The organism is Rhizobium sp. CF122 (assembly GCF_000282035.1).
GTDB lineage: Bacteria > Pseudomonadota > Alphaproteobacteria > Rhizobiales > Rhizobiaceae > Rhizobium.
On the sequence record NZ_AKKA01000009.1, the window covers coordinates 1 to 19,276 of the forward strand.

At 61.4% G+C, this 19,276-nt stretch carries 19 protein-coding genes and 1 pseudogene; 7 read left to right on the forward strand and 13 right to left on the reverse strand.

Annotated features, from left to right (window positions below; all coding sequences use genetic code 11):
* Positions 1 to 2,688: excinuclease ABC subunit UvrB (gene uvrB / locus PMI09_RS01845; protein ID WP_007788301.1), on the forward strand; the 2,688-nt coding region annotated here is incomplete at its 5' end.
* Positions 2,689 to 2,851: 163 nt separating this feature from the next.
* On the opposite strand, the gene PMI09_RS01850 is transcribed toward uvrB, so the two are convergent.
* The 3 genes from PMI09_RS01850 to PMI09_RS31150 all read right to left on the reverse strand — a co-directional run bounded on the left by PMI09_RS01850 (position 2,852) and on the right by PMI09_RS31150 (position 5,074).
* Positions 2,852 to 3,892 carry a fatty acid desaturase gene (locus tag PMI09_RS01850; protein WP_007788302.1) on the reverse strand — a complete coding sequence of 347 codons (1,041 nt, stop codon included), beginning with the start codon at positions 3,890 to 3,892 and terminating at the stop codon, positions 2,852 to 2,854.
* Between the two features lie 204 nt (positions 3,893 to 4,096).
* Positions 4,097 to 4,237, reverse strand: coding sequence for a hypothetical protein (locus PMI09_RS31630; RefSeq protein ID WP_007788304.1), 141 nt, complete (start codon positions 4,235 to 4,237; stop codon positions 4,097 to 4,099).
* 417 nt (positions 4,238 to 4,654) lie between these two features.
* On the reverse strand, positions 4,655 to 5,074 hold the full coding sequence (locus tag PMI09_RS31150) for a hypothetical protein (protein WP_007788306.1): 420 nt from the start codon (positions 5,072 to 5,074) through the stop codon (positions 4,655 to 4,657).
* A gap of 127 nt (positions 5,075 to 5,201) precedes the next feature.
* Here PMI09_RS31150 and PMI09_RS01860 point away from each other — a divergent pair, with 127 nt between their 5' ends.
* Positions 5,202 to 5,405, forward strand: a complete 204-nt coding sequence (locus PMI09_RS01860) for a hypothetical protein (protein ID WP_007788307.1) — start codon at positions 5,202 to 5,204, stop codon at positions 5,403 to 5,405.
* A gap of 432 nt (positions 5,406 to 5,837) precedes the next feature.
* Positions 5,838 to 6,050 carry a cold-shock protein gene (locus tag PMI09_RS01865; protein WP_007533154.1) on the forward strand — a complete coding sequence of 71 codons (213 nt, stop codon included), beginning with the start codon at positions 5,838 to 5,840 and terminating at the stop codon, positions 6,048 to 6,050.
* 489 nt (positions 6,051 to 6,539) lie between these two features.
* Here the strand turns inward: PMI09_RS01865 and dusA are convergent, their stop codons facing one another.
* Positions 6,540 to 7,538 carry a tRNA dihydrouridine(20/20a) synthase DusA gene (dusA, locus tag PMI09_RS01870; RefSeq protein ID WP_193385377.1) on the reverse strand — a complete coding sequence of 333 codons (999 nt, stop codon included), beginning with the start codon at positions 7,536 to 7,538 and terminating at the stop codon, positions 6,540 to 6,542.
* Between the two features lie 194 nt (positions 7,539 to 7,732).
* On the opposite strand from dusA, the gene PMI09_RS01875 reads away from it, so the two are divergent.
* Both PMI09_RS01875 and PMI09_RS01880 read left to right on the forward strand, forming a co-directional pair.
* Positions 7,733 to 8,428, forward strand: coding sequence for a fumarylacetoacetate hydrolase family protein (locus tag PMI09_RS01875; protein WP_007788310.1), 696 nt, complete (start codon positions 7,733 to 7,735; stop codon positions 8,426 to 8,428).
* Positions 8,429 to 8,440: 12 nt separating this feature from the next.
* The gene (locus tag PMI09_RS01880) at positions 8,441 to 8,968 is read left to right on the forward strand and encodes a gamma carbonic anhydrase family protein (protein WP_007788311.1); all 528 of its coding nucleotides are present in this window, start codon (positions 8,441 to 8,443) and stop codon (positions 8,966 to 8,968) included.
* A 78-nt stretch (positions 8,969 to 9,046) separates the two neighbouring features.
* Here the strand turns inward: PMI09_RS01880 and PMI09_RS01885 are convergent, their stop codons facing one another.
* Genes PMI09_RS01885 through PMI09_RS01900 form a run of 4 tightly spaced genes read right to left on the reverse strand, consistent with a single transcriptional unit; the run spans position 9,047 to position 11,486 of the window.
* Entirely contained in the window at positions 9,047 to 9,289 is a 243-nt protein-coding gene (locus PMI09_RS01885) for a hypothetical protein (protein WP_007788313.1), read from the reverse strand.
* Between the two features lie 34 nt (positions 9,290 to 9,323).
* Positions 9,324 to 9,722, reverse strand: a complete 399-nt coding sequence (locus PMI09_RS01890) for a Fur family transcriptional regulator (protein WP_007788315.1) — start codon at positions 9,720 to 9,722, stop codon at positions 9,324 to 9,326.
* Complete coding sequence (gene znuB, locus PMI09_RS01895) at positions 9,719 to 10,534, reverse strand: zinc ABC transporter permease subunit ZnuB (protein WP_007788317.1); 816 nt, start codon at positions 10,532 to 10,534, stop codon at positions 9,719 to 9,721. The genes PMI09_RS01890 and znuB overlap by 4 nt, the downstream gene beginning before the upstream one ends.
* On the reverse strand, positions 10,527 to 11,486 hold the full coding sequence (locus tag PMI09_RS01900) for an ATP-binding cassette domain-containing protein (protein WP_007788319.1): 960 nt from the start codon (positions 11,484 to 11,486) through the stop codon (positions 10,527 to 10,529). Before PMI09_RS01900 ends, znuB begins: the two co-directional genes overlap by 8 nt.
* Before the next feature lie 101 nt (positions 11,487 to 11,587).
* Here PMI09_RS01900 and PMI09_RS01905 point away from each other — a divergent pair, with 101 nt between their 5' ends.
* On the forward strand, positions 11,588 to 12,544 hold the full coding sequence (locus tag PMI09_RS01905) for a zinc ABC transporter substrate-binding protein (RefSeq protein WP_007788321.1): 957 nt from the start codon (positions 11,588 to 11,590) through the stop codon (positions 12,542 to 12,544).
* 77 nt (positions 12,545 to 12,621) lie between these two features.
* The gene (gene zigA / locus PMI09_RS01910; protein ID WP_007788323.1) at positions 12,622 to 13,827 is read left to right on the forward strand and encodes a zinc metallochaperone GTPase ZigA; all 1,206 of its coding nucleotides are present in this window, start codon (positions 12,622 to 12,624) and stop codon (positions 13,825 to 13,827) included.
* A gap of 220 nt (positions 13,828 to 14,047) precedes the next feature.
* Here the strand turns inward: zigA and PMI09_RS01915 are convergent.
* From PMI09_RS01915 to PMI09_RS01935, 5 genes and pseudogenes are all read right to left on the reverse strand, one after another.
* Positions 14,048 to 14,357: pseudogene (locus PMI09_RS01915) on the reverse strand (RcnB family protein).
* 165 nt (positions 14,358 to 14,522) lie between these two features.
* On the reverse strand, positions 14,523 to 16,136 hold the full coding sequence (locus PMI09_RS01920) for a glycoside hydrolase family 43 protein (protein ID WP_007788328.1): 1,614 nt from the start codon (positions 16,134 to 16,136) through the stop codon (positions 14,523 to 14,525).
* Between the two features lie 99 nt (positions 16,137 to 16,235).
* Complete coding sequence (gene mgrA, locus PMI09_RS01925) at positions 16,236 to 17,267, reverse strand: L-glyceraldehyde 3-phosphate reductase (protein ID WP_007788329.1); 1,032 nt, start codon at positions 17,265 to 17,267, stop codon at positions 16,236 to 16,238.
* 67 nt (positions 17,268 to 17,334) lie between these two features.
* Positions 17,335 to 18,468, reverse strand: coding sequence for a Gfo/Idh/MocA family protein (locus tag PMI09_RS01930; protein ID WP_007788330.1), 1,134 nt, complete (start codon positions 18,466 to 18,468; stop codon positions 17,335 to 17,337).
* Positions 18,469 to 18,476: 8 nt separating this feature from the next.
* The gene (locus tag PMI09_RS01935; protein WP_007788331.1) at positions 18,477 to 19,238 is read right to left on the reverse strand and encodes a sugar phosphate isomerase/epimerase family protein; all 762 of its coding nucleotides are present in this window, start codon (positions 19,236 to 19,238) and stop codon (positions 18,477 to 18,479) included.
* Positions 19,239 to 19,276: the final 38 nt, after the last annotated feature.

The window sequence follows — 19,276 nt, forward strand, 5'->3', positions numbered from 1 at the left end:
CAGGCTGGCACCGCCGTCACCGCCACGGTCGAGGCTTTGTCGGCGCTGATCGAGAGCGGCAACCCGCTGCACAAGAACGGCAAGATCTGGACGCCCCACCGCCCTGCCCGGCCGGAGAAGTCCGAGGGCGGCATCTCGATCCGCATGGACTCGGAATACCAACCCGCCGGCGACCAGCCGACCGCCATCAAGGACCTCGTCGAGGGCCTGGAGAACGGCGATCGTTCCCAGGTGCTGCTCGGCGTCACAGGCTCCGGCAAGACCTTCACCATGGCCAAGGTAATCGAGCAGACGCAGCGCCCGGCGCTGATCCTCGCGCCGAACAAGACGCTCGCCGCCCAGCTCTATTCCGAGTTCAAGAACTTCTTCCCCGACAACGCGGTCGAGTACTTCGTCTCCTACTACGACTACTACCAGCCGGAAGCTTACGTCCCGCGCTCCGACACCTATATCGAGAAGGAGTCCTCGATCAACGAGCAGATCGACCGCATGCGCCACTCGGCGACGCGCTCGCTGCTGGAACGCGACGACTGCATCATCGTCGCCTCCGTCTCCTGCATCTACGGTATCGGTTCGGTCGAAACCTATACCGCCATGACCTTCCAGATGAATGTCGGCGACCGCCTCGATCAGCGCCAGCTGCTCGCCGACCTCGTCGCCCAGCAATACAAGCGCCGCGACATGGATTTCCAGCGTGGCTCTTTTCGCGTGCGCGGCGACACCATCGAAATCTTCCCGGCCCATCTGGAAGATGCGGCCTGGCGCATAAGCATGTTCGGCGACGAGATCGACGCCATCACCGAATTCGACCCGCTGACCGGCCAGAAGACCGGCGACCTCAAATCGGTGAAGATCTACGCCAACTCGCACTACGTCACCCCGCGCCCGACACTGAACGCCGCCATCAAGTCGATCAAGGAGGAACTGAAGCGCCGCCTGGTCGAACTGGAAAAGGCCGGCCGCCTCTTGGAAGCCCAGCGCCTGGAGCAGCGCACCCGCTACGATCTCGAAATGCTCGAAGCCACCGGCTCCTGCCAGGGCATCGAGAACTATTCGCGCTACCTGACCGGCCGCGACCCCGGCGATCCGCCGCCGACGCTCTTCGAATACGTGCCCGACAACGCCATCGTCTTCATCGACGAGAGCCACGTCACCGTGCCGCAGATCGGGGGCATGTACCGCGGCGACTTCCGCCGCAAGGCGACGCTCGCCGAATACGGCTTCCGCCTGCCCTCCTGTATGGATAACCGGCCGCTGCGCTTCGAGGAGTGGGACGCCATGCGCCCCGACACAATCGCCGTCTCGGCAACGCCGGGCGGTTGGGAGATGGAACAGTCCGGCGGCGTCTTCGCCGAGCAGGTCATCCGTCCGACCGGCCTGATCGATCCGCCCGTCGAAGTCCGCTCCGCCCGCAGCCAGGTCGACGACGTGCTCGGTGAGATCCGCGAGACGGCGGCCAAGGGCTACCGCACCCTCTGCACCGTGCTGACCAAGCGCATGGCCGAGGACCTCACCGAATACCTGCACGAGCAGGGCGTGCGCGTACGCTACATGCACTCCGACATCGACACGCTGGAGCGCATCGAGATCATCCGCGATCTGCGCCTCGGCGCCTTCGACGTGCTCGTCGGCATCAACCTCTTGCGCGAAGGCCTCGACATTCCCGAATGCGGCTTCGTTGCGATCCTCGACGCCGACAAGGAAGGTTTTCTCCGCTCCGAAACGTCGTTGGTCCAGACCATCGGCCGCGCCGCGCGTAACGTCGACGGCAAGGTCATCCTCTATGCCGACAACGTCACCGGCTCAATGAAGCGGGCGATGGAGGAAACCACCCGCCGCCGCGAAAAGCAGATGGCCTACAATGCCGAACACGGCATTACGCCGGAGAGCGTCAAGGCGAAGATCTCCGATATTCTCGACTCGGTCTACGAGCGCGACCACGTCCGCGCCGACATATCAGGCGCCTCGGGCAAGGGCTTTGCAGACGGCGGCAACCTCGTCGGCGGCAACCTGCAGGCGCATCTCAACGCGCTGGAAAAGCAGATGCGCGACGCCGCCGCCGACCTCGACTTCGAAAAGGCCGCCCGCCTGCGCGACGAGATCAAGCGGCTCAAGGCCGCCGAACTCGCCGTCATGGACGATCCAATGGCGCGAGAAGAGTCGAAGGCGCTGGAAGGCGGCCGCCCTCGTCCTTCGAGGGGCGCTACGCGCCCACCTCAGGATGCGGACGGAGCTGCGACCGCGGCGGGTAGCCCTCATGGTGAGGTGCGGAGCCCGAAGGGCGGAGCCTCGAACCGCGAGGGCGGGCGAGGAACCTCCTACTTCGCCAAACCCACCCTCGAGGACATGGGGCCGGGCACCGACAGCGCGACGCCGCTATTCCGCAAGCCTGACCTCGACGAAATGGGCCGCGACATAGCCGAGCCCGCGGGCAAGAGCCTCTTCCGCCGGAACTCCCTCGACGAAATGACCGTCGGCCGCACAGAAAAACCGGTCGCCGGCCAGCTGCCGGAGAAGCCAGGGGAATCGATCGGCACGAAGAAGCGCGTCTCGCCGCCGCTGGAACAGCAGACCGACGACGTCCGCCCGCTGGTGCGCGGCAAGACGGGGGTTGGGAGCTATGAGGATCCGGCAGAACAACGCCGCAAGGGGCGCACGAAGGGGAAGACGGGGCGGCCGGGGCGGTAGACGCAACGACCGCTTACGGCCAATGCAGGCCATCCGACCCAACGCATCTACAGCGGCCGGAGCATGCTTCAGTGTATCTGGCAAATCCGCTGGTAAGGAGGCCGGCGCCGCGACCTTCAACCATTTGAAGCCCGATCCGCTCCGAACGATACGTTCGACCAGACTACTGCGCGCGCCGCAGCTTTGCGGCGTCGCGAAATGAGATCAGGCGTCGGCTGTGCTCATCCCACAGAACCAGTTTTACACAGCGCAGGCTCTCCATCATGGTGATGCGGCCAATGCCGGCCAATGCCGGGTGGTCTCTCAGCACTTCCGGAAGCCTGTAATAGGGCACCCTGCTCGACAGGTGGTGAACGTGATGGATACCGATGTTGCCAGTGATCCAGCGAAGGGCCAGCGGCAGGTCGTAATGCGATGCACCGTGAAGGGCCGCATGTGGAAATTGCCATTCCGGTTCTCTTGACCAATGGGTTTCTTCAAACTGATGTTGCACGTAGAAGAGCCAGATGCCTGCGGTTGCGGCCAGTAAGGCGACAGGCAGATGCACCAGCAGGAAGGGCAGGATTCCGATTGCCCACATCAATGTTGCGGAGATAAGCGCGATCGCCAGATTTGTCGCCATGGTGGATATCCAGGGCAAGGAACCCGATCGCATCATGCCGAAGGGTAGCCGCTGCTTGAACAGGAACAGCCATGCCGGGCCGATGCCGAACATGACTGCCGGATGCCTGTACAGGCGATAGCTAAGCCGACCGGTCCAGGAACGGCGGTCATATTCCGATACCGTCAGCGTTGTTATGTCGCCAATGCCGCGCCCCTCGAGATTTCCCGCCAAGGCATGATGCTCCGCATGCGCTCGGCGCCAGTAATCATAGGGCGTAAGCGTCAGGACACCGATCACGCGGCCCGTCCAATCGTCGATGCGCCGACGCGCAAAAAAGGAGCCGTGGCCGCAATCGTGCTGGATCATAAACAAGCGAAGCAGAAAGGCGGCTGCGGGAACGATCAGAACCAGCCCGGCCCAGAAGCCGTAGTGAACCGCTGCCACGGCACCAGCCCAGCAAAACGCAAATGGAATGGCCGTTACTGCAAGTTCAAAAACACTGCGTTTGAGATGCGGTTGGCGATAATTGGCGATGATCTTGAGCCAAGCCTTTTCGTCGGAAAGGGGTGGGCTTAGGTCGCGGTGAAGAGCATCGATCAAAGAATAGTTCCGCGCATGGCAATGAATGTCGAGGAGACAAGGGCGATTGCGACCCCAGATTTAATGAGGAAAAGCGGGTAGTCGAAGCGATAGATCGCATAAAAAGAGTTCATCGTTGCTGGATGTCCTGAGGTTCGGAATGTTGGCGTGGGGACGCTCGCTTGACAAACGGCGCTCGGCCGCCTGGCGCGTTTCCCTTTGGCTTCATCTTTTGTGCTTGCCGCCTGGGCTGCTTTTCGTCGCGTCCTTGACCTGATTGGCGAAGGTCGCCTCGACCTTCACCGGCGACTTTTCCTGTTTAGGCTTCCGCGTCTCGCGGTTGCTTCTCATTTGTCCCTTGGCCATTGGTTCGATCCTTTCCGTCTTGAAATTGAGCTTTCCGCTTTCGTCCTGGGGCGTGATTGATGCACATCACCCCGCCTTCCTGGGTTCTTCCTATGCGGTATCGGAAATCCTGCCCTCGTATTGGGTATCATCTTCGGCGCGTCGGATGACAACGCGATCACGAAGCGGCCGGTATGTCATGGGGATCTTTCTGCGGCACAGCGCTTAGTGCGGCTTAAATAGCACCGATTGCCCTTGTCTGATAGAAGCGCCAAGAAATATTATCCGGAGATAAAAAATCACAAAAAACAACAATTGCCGTTCTATAACAATAAGAGAATGCGCGCGGAAATTAAGATGGAATTCCAGTGCGCGGATTGATTGGAGATATATTTCAGAGGCCGCCATTGGCACCCATTGCGGACATTCGATCTAATGCTAGCGCATCGGCTTCTGATTGGGATTCGCGGCGAGGAATTCGCCAAGGGTCGGGACCTCGGTATGGCGTTTCTGCTCATCTGCCATCACGAATTCGGCCCCCAACTCTCCCCGAAGCGATACCAGAAGCTGGTCCACATTGTCATTGAAGCGCTCGCACTTGGCTTGTGTCCAAAGACTCGGGCCAGGCGGGTAGAATGGGTTGAGGTAACTAGCATATTCTTGTTCGAGACGACTGATGAGCGAGTGAACCTTGCGAAATAATGAAATTCGGGGAGGCACTGCAATGTGCCCTTGAAGATCATAAACGGTGGCATCAAGCGGTCCGACGCCCAATTTGGATCGGGTGGCTTCGTCACCCGCCCACAAGCAGCCGCGGGCGCCATAATCAAAAAAGAATCGGAGTGAGCCCTTTGTCATGGCCGGAATAGTCGTGCCTTTAGAGATGTCCGCTGTCCGGCCGCCATGCCAGCCGCGCCGCATCCCATTAAACTTGCGTCAACCCCTGCATGGCATATCTGCCCCGGCAATGCGAAAGGAGACATGCATGGCATTCGTAGGCTTCAAGAACACCCACAACAACGCGATCTATGTCAATCCGGCGCAGGTCCTCTACGTCTCCGCCTTCGAGGAAGATGTCACCATCATCGCCTATGCCGTCGCCGATGCCGGCGGCAAGCCGGTGGTGTCGCATGTCCGCGGCAGCGCCGATTTCGTGCAGCACAAGCTCGGCGGCGCGGCTGCCCGTTAGGATTGCACCTCCTTGCAGGTACGCCCGAGGAAGGGAGGGCGCCGCGGCGGTGCCGTTCCGGCACAGTTTCCGGAAATGGGACAGCCGCGGCGGTGCATGGTTACCATTCGTCAAGTGTCTGAATCTTTGGCCATTCCCGGTACGTAGAATCGCATGCCACAATATTGCCGCTTGCCTTTTGCTTCGAATGCTGTCACCAAATGCGGCTCTCGGGCATTTGCATGCCGGTGACTGGACTGATGTGGTAACGCCTTCCGGCAGGAAGGCAGCGTGGGGGACACCTGCGTGCGTAGACGTTCTTTCCCCGTTCGTGAACTACTCGACTGACCCTTCGTGCGTTGATTTTTCGATGAGAGCGCGCGAAAGCTAAAGCCGTCCATTTCCTCTCGGGGGGATGGATACCAGACAGACTAAGGGAAAAGGACTATCCCAATGGCCACCAAGGGCACCGTAAAATTCTTCAACCAGGACAAGGGTTTTGGTTTCATCACGCCGGAAGGCGGCGCAAAGGACGTTTTCGTCCACATCTCCGCGCTGCAGGCTTCTGGCATCCAGTCGCTGCGCGAAGGCCAGCAGGTCACCTTCGACACCGAACCGGATCGCATGGGCAAGGGCCCGAAGGCCGTCAACATCTCGGCCAACTAATCCAAGTTTCCTGTTTCGGCAGGATGGAACGGCGCTCCGCAAGGGGCGCCGTTTTCGTTTGCTGGGATGGCGGCCGGACCCGCCGGCAAAGGACGCTCGCAAGGTGGCGTGCCACTTGCGGATGCCTCCTGCCCACCTGGACGCCACGGCCGCAGTTGCACCCGTCTCCGGTCAGCTCTCGTTGGCCTTCCACGGACATGCTGTCGCAGACGCAAACATCCCCGCTCCCGACAACGGTGCGATACTCGCTCCGAAGATCCGCGCTTCATTCCCGCACACCGGGGAATCAGGTGCGGACCAAGCCGCTGGAGATGAGAGGGGAGCGTGTGCACACAAACGGCGAAGAGGCTTCTTCCGCGCAAGGGCGTGTCGCCTGTTTTTCCTTAACTGGCGTGGGAATGCCATCTCGGACAGAGTCTGGCTCAGCAGCCAATGCACAGCTTCGCCGCCTGCCGCTCGCCGGACACCGGCGCATCGTGCAGGCTCGAGCTACGCGCCGACCGCTTCCCGTGCGCCTTCGAAATCCACCGCCGCAAAGGCGGCTGCGATCACCTCGGGCCCCGCCCCTGCCTTGACCGCATCGGTCGACAGGATCTGCCGGTAGCGCCGCGCGCCGGGCAGCCCGGTAAACAGCCCGACCATGTGCCGCGCCACCTGCTGCAGCCGCCCGCCGTTGGCGATATGGCGCTCGGCATAGGCCATCATCCGGTCGCGGATCTCGCCCCAGTCGGCTGGGTCGGTGGTAGCGCCATAAAAGCGATCATCGACATCGGAAAGAATGGCAGCGTTCTGGTAGGCTGCGCGGCCAAGCATGATGCCGTCGACGTGGTTCAGATGATCGGCCGCCTCGTCCAGCGTCTGGATGCCGCCATTGACGCCGATGAAGACATCCGGCCGCGCCTCTTTCATGTGGTAGACGATCTCGTAGTCGAGCGGCGGAATCTCGCGGTTCTCCTTCGGCGACAGGCCCTTCAGCCAGGCCTTGCGGGCGTGGATCCAGATCGCATCGGCACCCGCATCGAGCACCCGGTCGAGAAGATCGGGCAGCGCCGTTTCCGGATCCTGCTCGTCGACGCCGATCCGGCACTTCACGGTGACCGGCACGTCAGCCACCGCCTTCATCGCGCTGACGCAGGCCGCCACGATCTCCGGCGTCAGCATCAGGCAGGCGCCGAAGGTGCCAGACTGCACCCGATCGGAGGGGCAGCCGACATTGAGATTGATCTCGTCGTAGCCGTAGGGCGCGGCGATCCGGACCGCCTCGGCAAGCTTGGCCGGATCCGACCCACCGAGTTGCAGCGCCACCGGATGTTCGGCTGCATCGAAGGACAGCAGCCGCTCGCGCGGCCCATGAATAATCGCATCGGCCACGACCATTTCCGTGTAGAGCAGCGCATTGCGGCTGATCTGCCGGTGGAAATAGCGGCAATGGCGATCAGTCCAGTCGATCATCGGCGCAACCGCGAAGATCGGCCGGCCGGTTTTCAAGGCCTCGGCATAGAAATTGGATGTCGTCATGTCGCGCTCATAGCGCAAAGGCGGGTGAAACGCCAGTTTTCCCCGTGCAGGGCAGCAATGTCAGGATGCAAGGCAACAATGACTGTCGCTTTGACGAACCACGCTTCCCCCTTTGGTTGCTTTCCGTCTAAGATGCCAGGACTCACGAACAGCAAGAGCTCGCAATGTCCCTTCCCGCGACCGTCATCCCGCTTCCGCAACCTGTCTTGCTTCCCGTCAAAGGCACGGCCGAACTCTTCCCTGTGCGCCGCGTCTACTGCGTCGGACGCAACTATGCTGACCATGCGATCGAAATGGGGCATGACCCGAGCCGCGAGCCACCGTTCTTCTTTCAGAAGAATGCCGACAATCTGCTGCCTGAAGGCAAGGATTTCCCCTATCCGCCTCTGTCAAGCGACGTGCATTTCGAGGTCGAGTGCGTGCTGGCGCTAAAGGCTGGCGGCCGGAATATCGCCGCCGACAAGGCGCTCGACTGCGTCTACGGCTACGCCGTCGGCATCGATTTCACGCGTCGCGATCTGCAGGCCGAGGCGAAGAAGCTCGGCCGTCCGTGGGAAGTCGCCAAGGCCTTCGAATATTCGGCACCGGTATCGCCGATCGTCCCGGCAAGCAAGCTCGGCCACCCCTCGGCGGGCCGGATCTGGCTGGATTTGAACGGCAAGCGCGTCCAGGATGGCGATCTCAACCAAATGATCTGGAAAGTGCCGGAGATCATCGCCGAACTGTCAAAGCTCTTCATCCTGGCGCCGGGCGACGTCATCATGACCGGCACACCGGCGGGCGTCGGCGCTGTCAAGAAAGGCGATCGCGTCGATTGCGGCATCGACGGCATCGCCACGCTGTCGATCAACGTGGCCTGAGGGGGAGATGCTATGCCGGTCTATGCGCTTGGCGAATTGACGCCGGACCTGCCGCCGTCAGGCACCTACTGGATCGCACCTGACGCCCATGTCGTCGGCCAGGTCGCGATCGCTGAGGATGTCGGCATCTGGTTTGGCGCGGTGCTTCGCGGCGACAACGAGCCGATCAGCGTCGGCAAGGCGACCAACATCCAGGAGGGCGCGATGCTGCACACGGATCCGGGCTTTCCCGTGACAATCGGCGAGGGTTGCACCATCGGTCATCACGCCATCGTCCATGGCTGCACGATCGGTGACAACTCCTTGATCGGCATGGGCGCCACAGTGCTCAACGGCGCCAAAATCGGCCGCAACTGCCTGGTTGGCGCCAATGCCCTGATCACCGAGGGCAAGGAATTTCTCGACAATTCCTTGATCGTCGGCTCTCCGGCACGGGTGGTCCGCACGCTCGACGAAACGGCGATAGCGGGGCTTCGCCGCTCCGCCAAGAAGTACGTCGGCAACTGGCAGCGTTTCGCGCGCGACTTGCGCCCTCTATAACCTTCAGAATAGCAGACCCAAGCCGGCCACGTTCTTTTCGGCCGTCTTCACGAGATCGAAGACGGCACTAGGAATCTTCTACGCGGCTGCGTAAATGAGGAGTTCGAATTCGGTCAGCGCGCTGTTGAGATCGAGTTCGAGAAGATGCAGCGTCAGGTCTGCGGCCTTGACGGTAATCGTCTTTGCCACAAGCTGCGCCATGACCTTGGCGGTTTTCTGCGCGATGAACCCCAGCTGGTAGGTCATCTCGTCGCGAATGGCCGTCCATTGCTTCTTTGCCGTTGTGGCAGCGACGGACAGCAGCTCTTCGGCGGCAATCATTGCGAGAACACGGTTGCAGGAAGTTCGCCGTGGCCTAAGCAGCGCAAGCCTCGCACAGACCGCGGATCTCGATCGTGGTCTTCTCTGCCTTGAACTTCTTGCGGCGCGTCCAATCCATCAGGCGGTGATCGACCTCGTGGTCATGGAATTCCATGACATGTCCGCAGCTCTCGCAAATAGCGAAGGCGACGATGCCGTGGCTGTGGCAGTTCTGGTCCGGATGCGCGCAGGCGACGAAGGCGTTGATGCTCTCGAGCCGGTGCACGACACCATATTCAAGCAGCTTCTCCAGCGCCCGATAGACCTGCAGCGGCGCACGAAAGCCGTGGTCACGCAGCTTGTCGAGGATCGTGTAGGCGCTGAGCGGTCCGTCTGCCTTCTCGAGCACCTCGAAGACGAGAGCCTGGTTTTTGGTCAAAGCAGGTGCGTTCATGAACGTGGTCCTTCCAAGGCCCGCCCGCGCCCGCGCTTCGGCAGCAGGCTCAGGACGAAGAGGATCAGGGCTGCGACGACGATCGACGGGCCGGAGGGCGTGTCGTAGGTCAGCGAGCCGAACAGACCGCCGACCACGGCAACGGCGCCGATCAGCGAGGCGAAGATGGCCATGAACTCGGGCGTCGAGGCGAAACGGCGCGCCGCGGCCGCCGGGATGATCAGCAGCGAGGTGATCAGCATGATGCCGACGATCTTCATGGCGATGGCGATGACGACGGCCATCAGCAGCATGAAGAAAAGCCGGGCCCGCTCCGGCTGCAGCCCCTCGGCCTCGGCAAGCTCAGGATTGACGGTGGAGGCGAGCAACGGACGCCAGAGCCAGGCGATCGCCGCCAGCACGAGGATGCCGCCACCCCAGATCATGACGATATCAGCCTTCGAAACCGCGAGGATGTCGCCGAACAGAAAAGCGATGAGGTCGATGCGCACCCAGCTCATGAAGGCGACCATAACGAGACCGATCGCCAGCGTCGCATGCGACAGGATCCCGAGCAGCGCATCCGCAGACAGCGCCTGACGCTTCTGCAGGAACAACAAGAGGATCGACACCGTCGCGGCGACGAGGAAGACGGCAAGCGTCAGGTTGAACTGCAGAAGCAGCGAGAGCGCAACGCCGAGCAAGGCCGAGTGGGCGATCGTATCGCCGAAATAGGCCATGCGCCGCCAGATGATGAAACAGCCGAGCGGGCCGGTCGTCAGCGCCAGCCCGACGCCGGCAAGGATCGCGCGGACGAAGAAATCGTCAAACATGGCGTTCTCCTGCAGGCTGCCTGTGATCATGATCGTGGTTGTGATCATGACCGTGATCACCCGCATGATGATCACCGACGGCATGGGTATGGTCGTGACCGTGGCCGGCGTGGTCGTGATGGGTGTGGTCGTGCCCATCGTGGTCGGCATGGTGGCCATCGTCGGGATGGCAGTGATCGGTCACCGAACCGTCCGAATGCAGCACCCGGCCATCCGGTAGATGTGTGTGATCGTGGTGATGACTATAGACCGCGAGTGCCTGCGCCGCGCGGCTACCGAACAACCGGACATATTCGGCACTCTGCGTTACGGCCTGCGGCGTGCCGCGGCAGCAGACATGGCCGTTGAGGCAGATAACGGTGTCCGTCGCAGCCATGACGACGTGCAGGTCGTGCGAAATCAGCAGGATGCCGCAGCCGGTCGTGTTGCGGATTGATTGGATCAGATCGTAGATCGCAATCTCGCCCGAGAAATCGACGCCCTGGACGGGTTCGTCAAGGACGAGGAGATCGGGCTTGCGGGCGATCGCGCGCGCCATCAAGGCCCGCTGAAACTCGCCGCCCGAAAGATGCTGTACTTCCGCACCAAGCATATGTGACAGTCCGACCGCATCGAGTGCGGCCGCCATATCACGCTCGGAGAGCGGACCGGTCAGCGTCATCAGCCGGCGAACGGTAAGCGGCAATGTCCAATCGATCGCCAGCCTCTGCGGCACATAGCCGACCTTGAGGCCGGCGGCGCGTTCCACCTCGCCCTCGTCGGGCTTCAGCACGCCGATCGCCGTCTTCACCGTCGTCGATTTGCCCGAGCCGTTGGGGCCGATCAGCGTGACGATCTCGCCGCGCGAGACGGAGAAATCCACACCGCGCACGAGCCAGCGGCCGTTCCTTCGAACGCCGACATTGAAAAGCGAGACCAATGGCTTCGCTTCGGAATTTGCGGGAGAGAACATCATTTTTCCGAATGTGCTGTTGCGACTTGCTATTGCACACGTTATAGCATAACGCAATTGATGTAATAACATTACAATTGCAATTCAAGCGGAGCACACCGATGAAATTCGCGATGGCCCTTACCCTCGCAGTCCCCGCCATGCTGTTTGCCGAGGCGGGCAGAACGGCGGATGCGCCTGTCGTCGTGACCTCAATCAAACCGGTGCACTCCCTCGTATCGGCTATCATGCAGGGCGTCGGTACACCCGAGCTGATCGTCGACGGCGCCGCCTCGCCGCATACCTACAACATGAAGCCGTCGAACGCGCGCGCGCTTCAGAATGCCAAGGTCGTGTTCTGGGTCGGCCCCGGACTTGAAGCGTTTCTGGAGAAGCCTCTGGAGGCGATCGGGTCCGATGCCGTCGTCGCCGAGCTCGGCAAGGCGCCGGGCCTTACGAAGCTTAAATTCCGGGAAGGCGGCGCTTTCGAGCCGCACGATGACGGCGACCATGACGAAGCCGCCCATGCGGGCGCCGATCATGACCACGATCATGGGGCCTTCGACACCCACCTCTGGCTCGATCCACAAAATGCCAAGGCGATGGCAGCCGAGATCACCACCACTCTCGTCGCGGCCGACCCTGCCAACGCCCTCACCTACCAGGCCAACGCCAAGACGCTGGACGACAGGCTCGACGCGCTGGACAAGGAAATCACCGGCATCGTGTCACCGGTCAGGGACAAGCCGTTCATCGTCTTCCACGATGCCTACCAGTATTTCGAGAACCGCTATCATGTGCGGGTCGCCGGCTCGATCACCGTCAGCCCCGAAACGATCCCCGGCGCGGAACGCATTGCGGAGATCCACAAGAAGGTCGGCGAACTCGGTGCCACCTGCGTTTTCGCCGAACCGCAGTTCCAGCCGCGATTGGTCGATGTCGTGATCGAGGGAACCAAGGCGAAGGCCGGTGTGCTCGATCCGGAGGCAGCCACGCTCGACGCTGGACCAGATCTCTATTTCAACCTCATGCGCGGTATCGCCAATAGCATGAAGGACTGCCTCTCGCGAGAAAGCTGAGAGGTGGCGAAGGCGGACCTCACAGTCCGCCTTTTTCAGCACAAGATGTGTAATTGCATAACATCTCAGAGGCATGAATGGATACGAAGCTTCCCGTAACGGTGTTGTCGGGCTTTCTTGGCGCCGGCAAGACCACGCTGCTCAACCACATCCTTGGAAACCGGCAGGCTCTGCGGGTCGCCGTGATCGTCAATGACATGAGCGAGGTGAACATCGACGCCGCCCTCGTGCGAGACGGTGGCGCCAACCTGTCGCGAACCGACGAACAGCTGGTGGAGATGACGAACGGCTGCATCTGCTGCACACTGCGTGACGATCTGCTGAAGGAGGTCCGCCACCTGGCGGAACAGGGACGCTTCGACTATCTCCTAATCGAATCGACCGGTATTGCCGAACCTCTGCCGGTCGCGACCACCTTCGAGTTCCGCGATGAGAATGGCGCAAGCCTCTCCGACATCGCCAAGCTCGATACGATGGTGACGGTGGTCGATGCCGCGAACTTGCTCTCGGACTATGCATCCGCAGACTTTCTGGCAGATCGCGGCGAAACCGCAGGCGATGGCGACAATCGCACGATCATCGATCTGCTGGTCGAGCAGATCGAATTCGCCGATGTGATCATCCTCAACAAGATCGGCACAGCGACGCCGGCCGAGTGTCAGGCCGCGCGCCAGATCATCGTCGGGCTCAATCCCGACGCAAGGTTGATCGAGACCGACTTCGGCCAAGTGGAGCTCGGTGAAGTGCTCGGAACGGGACGCTTCGACATCGACCGCGCCGAAACGCATCCGCTCTGGTACAAGGAGCTGCACCGCTCCTCCGAACATATGCCGGAGACCGAGGAATACGGTATCCGCTCCTTTGTCTATCGCGAAAGGCGGCCCTTCGACCCTGCCAAGCTACAGCGCTTCTTCGACACCGCCTGGCCCGGCGTCGTCAGAGCGAAAGGCTTCTTCTGGCTGGCGACGCGCCCGCACCATGTCGGTGAAGTCAGCCAGGCCGGGGCACTCCTGCGGACGGGCAAGATGGGGCTCTGGTGGGCGTCGGTGCCGCGTGAGCGATGGCCGGACGATGAACGCTTCCTGAAGGCCATGTCGCCCTACCTCGACCCCGTCTGGGGTGACCGCCGGCAAGAGATCGTCTTCATCGGTAGCGATCCGATGGACGAGGACTGGATACGGCAGCAGCTCGACGGCTGCCTTGTAGCGGACGAGACCTTTGCGCCGGAAAAGTGGCGCGGGCTGCCGGATCCCTTTGCGAGCTGGGGAGAGCGCGGAGCGTGACGACACAAGCTCCCAAAACCTATCGCTGCCGATGCGAGGAATGTCAGCCTCTTGCGCCGATCGAGGGATTGGCTGCGCCGCAAGCAGTGGAAGCGGAAGCAGGCGCCATCAGTCGGCTGGCCGCCGTCGTGCAGCGGCTCCTTGACTCACGCAAACAAGCACCCGATTGAATCAGAAGGGCGGCATCGAAGCCGCCCTTTCCGGATATTGGCGTTGCCGCTTAGCGAATGACGATATTCGCGATCGCGCCGTTGACCGAGCCGATGAGCAGGAAGTCGTTATCGACCTGCACCCACCGATAGCCGCGCGGCGGAGCCGACAGGCGGTAGCGATGATAATCGCGCACGTCGCGCATATGGCGGCGCTCCGCCGACGTCATGCGATGGCCGCGGCTCCACTTGTACTTCTTAACGTGAACGTCGCTCCACGACAACGGGCCGACGATGATCCTGGGCGCTCGCTTCGGTCGTCGCCAGCAGCGGGGCGGCAATCACGGTAGCGGCAAGAAGGAGGGTGGCGAGCTTTTTCATTGGGAGGTTCCTCGTGTTGAACACGCCCCGAACCTAGGCCAAAAAAGATGAACCGAAACTGAAACTTAAGTAAAACTTCTGTAATAATAACACACACTTAAAAGCATCTTCTAAATTAAGAAATGCGACATCGCCCGGCATTTTCGGGCGATGTCGGTGCCTCTATCAAAGCTCTTCGTAGTTGAACCAGTCGAAGTCTGCCGTTCTTGCGCGGCCCGACGTATCGAAGGCGAAGACCCCGGCGAAGGCGCCCGTAAACGAGCCGTGCTCGCCGCGCCCGCCTTCATCTGACACGACGCCCGCATCGAGCACGGGACCGATCGGCTGCCATGCCCCCTTGCCTTCCGTCTGCCAGAAGAACTGCAGGTCGTTGTCCCCGATCTCCATGGAAAGCTGCACGCGCCCCTCCGCCGGAATGGCGACGCCGCTGCCTGCCGGGAAGCTGATGCGGCTGTGTGGGTAATCGCCGTCACAGGAAAAGATCGTGACGCAGCGCCCTAGCTTTTCATGCAGGGTCACGCCGATCGCATGGAACTTGTGCCTGTTGTAATAGTGGGTCAGGCCGGCAACCTGCTGGTAGGTGACGGGATCGAACTCGACGACCGTCTCCGCCCGAAAGCTGTGGTGCTCCTGGCGACGGGCGACGAGAGATTGCTCGAACCACGAGCCGATGCTTTCGCGCGCGATCAGTCTGAGGTGCCCTGCCCGGTCGGTCAGGTTGAAGATGCGCTCCGGCTTCGGCGTGCGAAGCCACTGAAAGTCAGCAGGCAGGCTGCCGCCATCGAAGCTGTATTCGCTGCGCATCGGCTTCTCGACGGGCACGGCACCAGCCAGTCCCGGCACGGTGACATCTGGGACGGTCGTGCCGTTTTCAAGATAGAGCCACCCATCCTCCTTCCAGACGCACTTCTGCAGGCTGGTTTCGCGACCGAGCGTGCAGCGGCGCTTCGGCGGCATCGGCCGACCGCAGAGATGCGTGTGATAGACCTGACCATCCGGCGTTTCGACATATTGGCCGTGCCCTGCCCGCTGCAGAATGGCTTCGGGATGATCCTTCGAGGTAATCAGATGCTTGTTCGGGTGCATCTCATAGGGACCGTCGATCGTGCGCGAACGGGCCATTGTCACCGCATGATCGTAACCGGTGCCGCCCTCGGCCGTCGTCAGATAGTAATAGCCGTTGCGCTTGAAGAGATGCGGTCCTTCGACAAGCCCAAGCGGGCTGCCGGCGAAGATGTTCTTGATTGGCCCCTTCAGCGATTGCGTCACCGCATCCCATTCCTGCATCAGGATACCGTCGAACGCCGGCGACTTCGGCGCACCGCCGAAGCTCTCGGTGCGCTGATTCCACTGCATGTTGAGGAACCACTTGCGGCCATCGTCATCGTGGAACAGTGATGGGTCGAAGCCGGAAGAATTCACGTAGACCGGCTCGGACCATTCACCCTCAATATCAGGCGAAGTCACGATGTAGTTGTGCGCATCCTTGAAGTTGCCGTCGAAGCGCTTGACGTCGGTATAAACCAGCCAGAACAGCCCATCGGCATAGGACAGACAGGGCGCCCAGACGCCGCAACTATCGGGATTGCCGCGCATGTCGAGCTGCGACTGACGCTCGAGCGGCCGCCGCACCATCGTCCAGTTCACGAGATCGCGCGAATGATGGATCTGGACGCCGGGATACCATTCGAAGGTCGAGGTTGCGATATAGTAATCGTCCCCGACGCGGCAGATCGATGGATCCGGGTTGAAGCCCGGCAGGATCGGGTTGCGGATCATTGGTGAAATTTCCTCCCTGAAATACGCACACAGCTTGCGGCACGTACATCAAAACTCAATAGAAAAAACGCCCGGAACGTGGGTTCCAGGCACTTCGGTTTATTCGCGTTCCGCAGACTTGGCCCAGAGATTGATGTCGGCCTCGCGGGCGTAGCCATCGATCTCCTTGAGTTCCTCGGCCGTGAAGTCGAGATTGTCGAGCGCTTTGACACAATCGACGATTTGCGACGAGCGGCTGGCGCCGATCAGCGCCGACGTCACCCGGTCGCCACGCAGCACCCAGGCGATCGCCATCTGTGCCAGCGTCTGGCCGCGGCGCTCCGCGATCTCGTTGAGCTTGCGGATGTTGTCGATGATCTGAGGACGGATGAACTCCTTCTTCAGGAAGTGGTTCTGGGCCGCACGGCTGTCCTGAGGGATGCCGCCGAGGTACTTCGTCGTCAGCATGCCCTGCGCCAGCGGCGAGAACACGATCGAGCCCATACCGACGTCATCGAGCGTGTCGAGCAGCTTGTCGTCCTCGACCCAGCGGTTGAGCATCGAATAGCTCGGCTGGTGGATCAGGCAAGGCGTGCCAAGGTCCTTCAGGATCGCTGCCGCCTCACGGGTACGCTGCGAATTATAGGACGAGATGCCGACATAGAGCGCGCGGCCGGAGCGCACGATATGGTCGAGTGCGCCGCATGTCTCTTCCAGCGGCGTATCCGGATCGAAGCGGTGCGAATAGAAGATATCGACATAGTCGAGGCCCATGCGCTTCAGGCTCTGGTCGCACGAGGCGATCAGGTACTTGCGGCTGCCCCACTCGCCGTAAGGACCGGGCCACATGTCGTAGCCAGCCTTGGACGAGATGATCAGTTGGTCACGCAGACCTGAAAATTCGGTGCGCAGGATTTCGCCGAAGGCGGTCTCGGCTCTGCCAGGAGGCGGGCCGTAGTTGTTGGCGAGGTCGAAATGGGTGATGCCGAGATCGAAGGCGGTGCGGCACATGTCGATCTTGCGGTCATGCGGCGTGTCACCGCCGAAATTGTGCCAGAGGCCGAGGGAGACGGCCGGCAGCTTCAGGCCTGAACGGCCCGTGCGGTTATACTTCATCTTTGAATAGCGGTCGGAAGCCGGTTGCCAGCTCATAATTCTGATCCTTTAAGCAAAAAGGCGCGGGCTCGTCGCCCGCGCCGGACCATAGTCCTTTGGACGCTTACTTCAAGAGCGCCTGTGCCTCTTCGATGCCGAGGGCGGCCGGCTGCGTGCAGGTCGTCGTCAGCTCGATGAAGCGGCCTTCCTCGCCCGACTTCAGGATCGAAGTCATGACGTCGACGCCGTGCAGCGTGCGATCGAGCGAGCAACGCGCATCGCGGCCCTCGATGATCGCCATCGCCATGTCGGCGAGACCTGCGGTGCGGTAGTTGGCGCGCGGTCCCTGCGGGCTTTCCTGGTTGAAGATCCCGAACGGATGCTCCCAGCCGTCCAGCGCCTTGATCTCCTTGTCGCGGCCGCTGGCCTCGACGACACCGCCGAAAAAGTTCGGGTCCGGGACGTAGAGCGAACCGTCGGTGCCGTAGAGCTCCATGTTGGCATGGCGGTGAGACCAGACGTCCCAGCTCGCCGTCAGCGTGACGGTCGCGCCGCTGACGAATTCGAGGATCGCCTGGATCGTCGTCGGCGTCTTGACCGGGATGATCTCGCCATGACGCGGCTGGCTGGTGATCGTACGGGTGTCGGACGCCATGGAGGTCATGGCGCCGACGCGCTTCACCGGACCGATCAGGTTGATCAGGTTGGCGATGTAGTAAGGGCCGAGATCGAGGATCGGACCGCCGCCGGGCAGGAAGAAGAAGTCCGGGTTTGGATGCCACATCTCCATGCCCGGGCTCATGACATAGCACGCACCCGAGGTGACGCGGCCGATGCCGCCTTCGTCGATGTACTTGCGGGCAAGCTGATGCGCGCCGCCGAGGAAGGTATCCGGAGCGCAACCGACGGAGAGGTTCTTCTCCTTGGCGATGCGGCGCAGCTCTTCACCCTGCTCGAGGGTGAGAACCAGCGGCTTTTCCGAATAGACATGCTTGCCGGCTTCGAGGATCGCCTTCGAGACCGGGAAATGCGCGTCGGGGATGGTGAGGTTGACGATGACGTCGATCTCGTCATTGGCGAGAAGCTCGTCGATCGTCTGCGCCTTGACGCCATATTCTTCCGCGCGGGCCTGGGCGGCCTGCACGTTGATATCGGCGCAGGCCAGAACCTTCAGCCCCTTGAAAAGGGGCGAAAGCGAAAAGTAGGTGGTGGAGATGTTGCCGCATCCGATGATGCCGACGCCAAGTTCCTTGGTCATGATGTGCCTCAGTATGTCTTGAAGGATGCGATCGAGCGGGTGATCAGGCGATCGACATCAGCCGGGTTGTCGTGCTCGACGACGTAGTGCTTGGTCTTGGTGCCCTTGAGGGCTGCGACGAGCTTTGCCCAAGGCAGCGTGCCGTGGCCGACATCGGCCCAGCCATCCTCGTTCTTGTTCTCGCCTGCCAGCGCAATGTCCTTGACATGAGCCGAGGTGATCCGAGACCCGAGCTTTTCGATCCAGGCGAACGGATCGGCACCGCCACGAACGACCCAGGCGATATCGGCTTCCCAGGAAATATCAGGCGCGCCTTCGAAGATGCGCTCGATCGGCAGAGAACCGTCGGCAAGCTTCGCGAACTCAAAATCGTGGTTGTGCCAGCCGAACTCATAGCCCGCATCCTTGTAGGGCTTGCTCATTTCCTGCAGGCGCTTGCCGAATGCCAGCCAGCCGGCAGCATCGGTCGGGCGCTGATCGGCCGCCAGGTGGGGAGCATAGATCGAGTCCATGCCGAGGATCTTGGCAATATTCAGCGACTTCTTGACTTCGCCGTCGAGGAAATCGGGACTGAAATGTCCGCTGGCCATGACAAGGCCGTTCTTGTCGAGTTCCGCACGCAGGCTCTTCAGGCCGGCATCGTCGAGATCCGCGTAGATGCCGCCAAAGCCTTCGACTTCCTGATAGCCGGCCTTGCCGAGCTTTTCGAAGATCGCAGAATAGGGCTGGAAGTTACGGGCGCTGTAAAGCTGAAAACTCAGTTTCGTCATCATTCCTCCTCGGGCCTCGTGCCCATTGCATTTCAGTC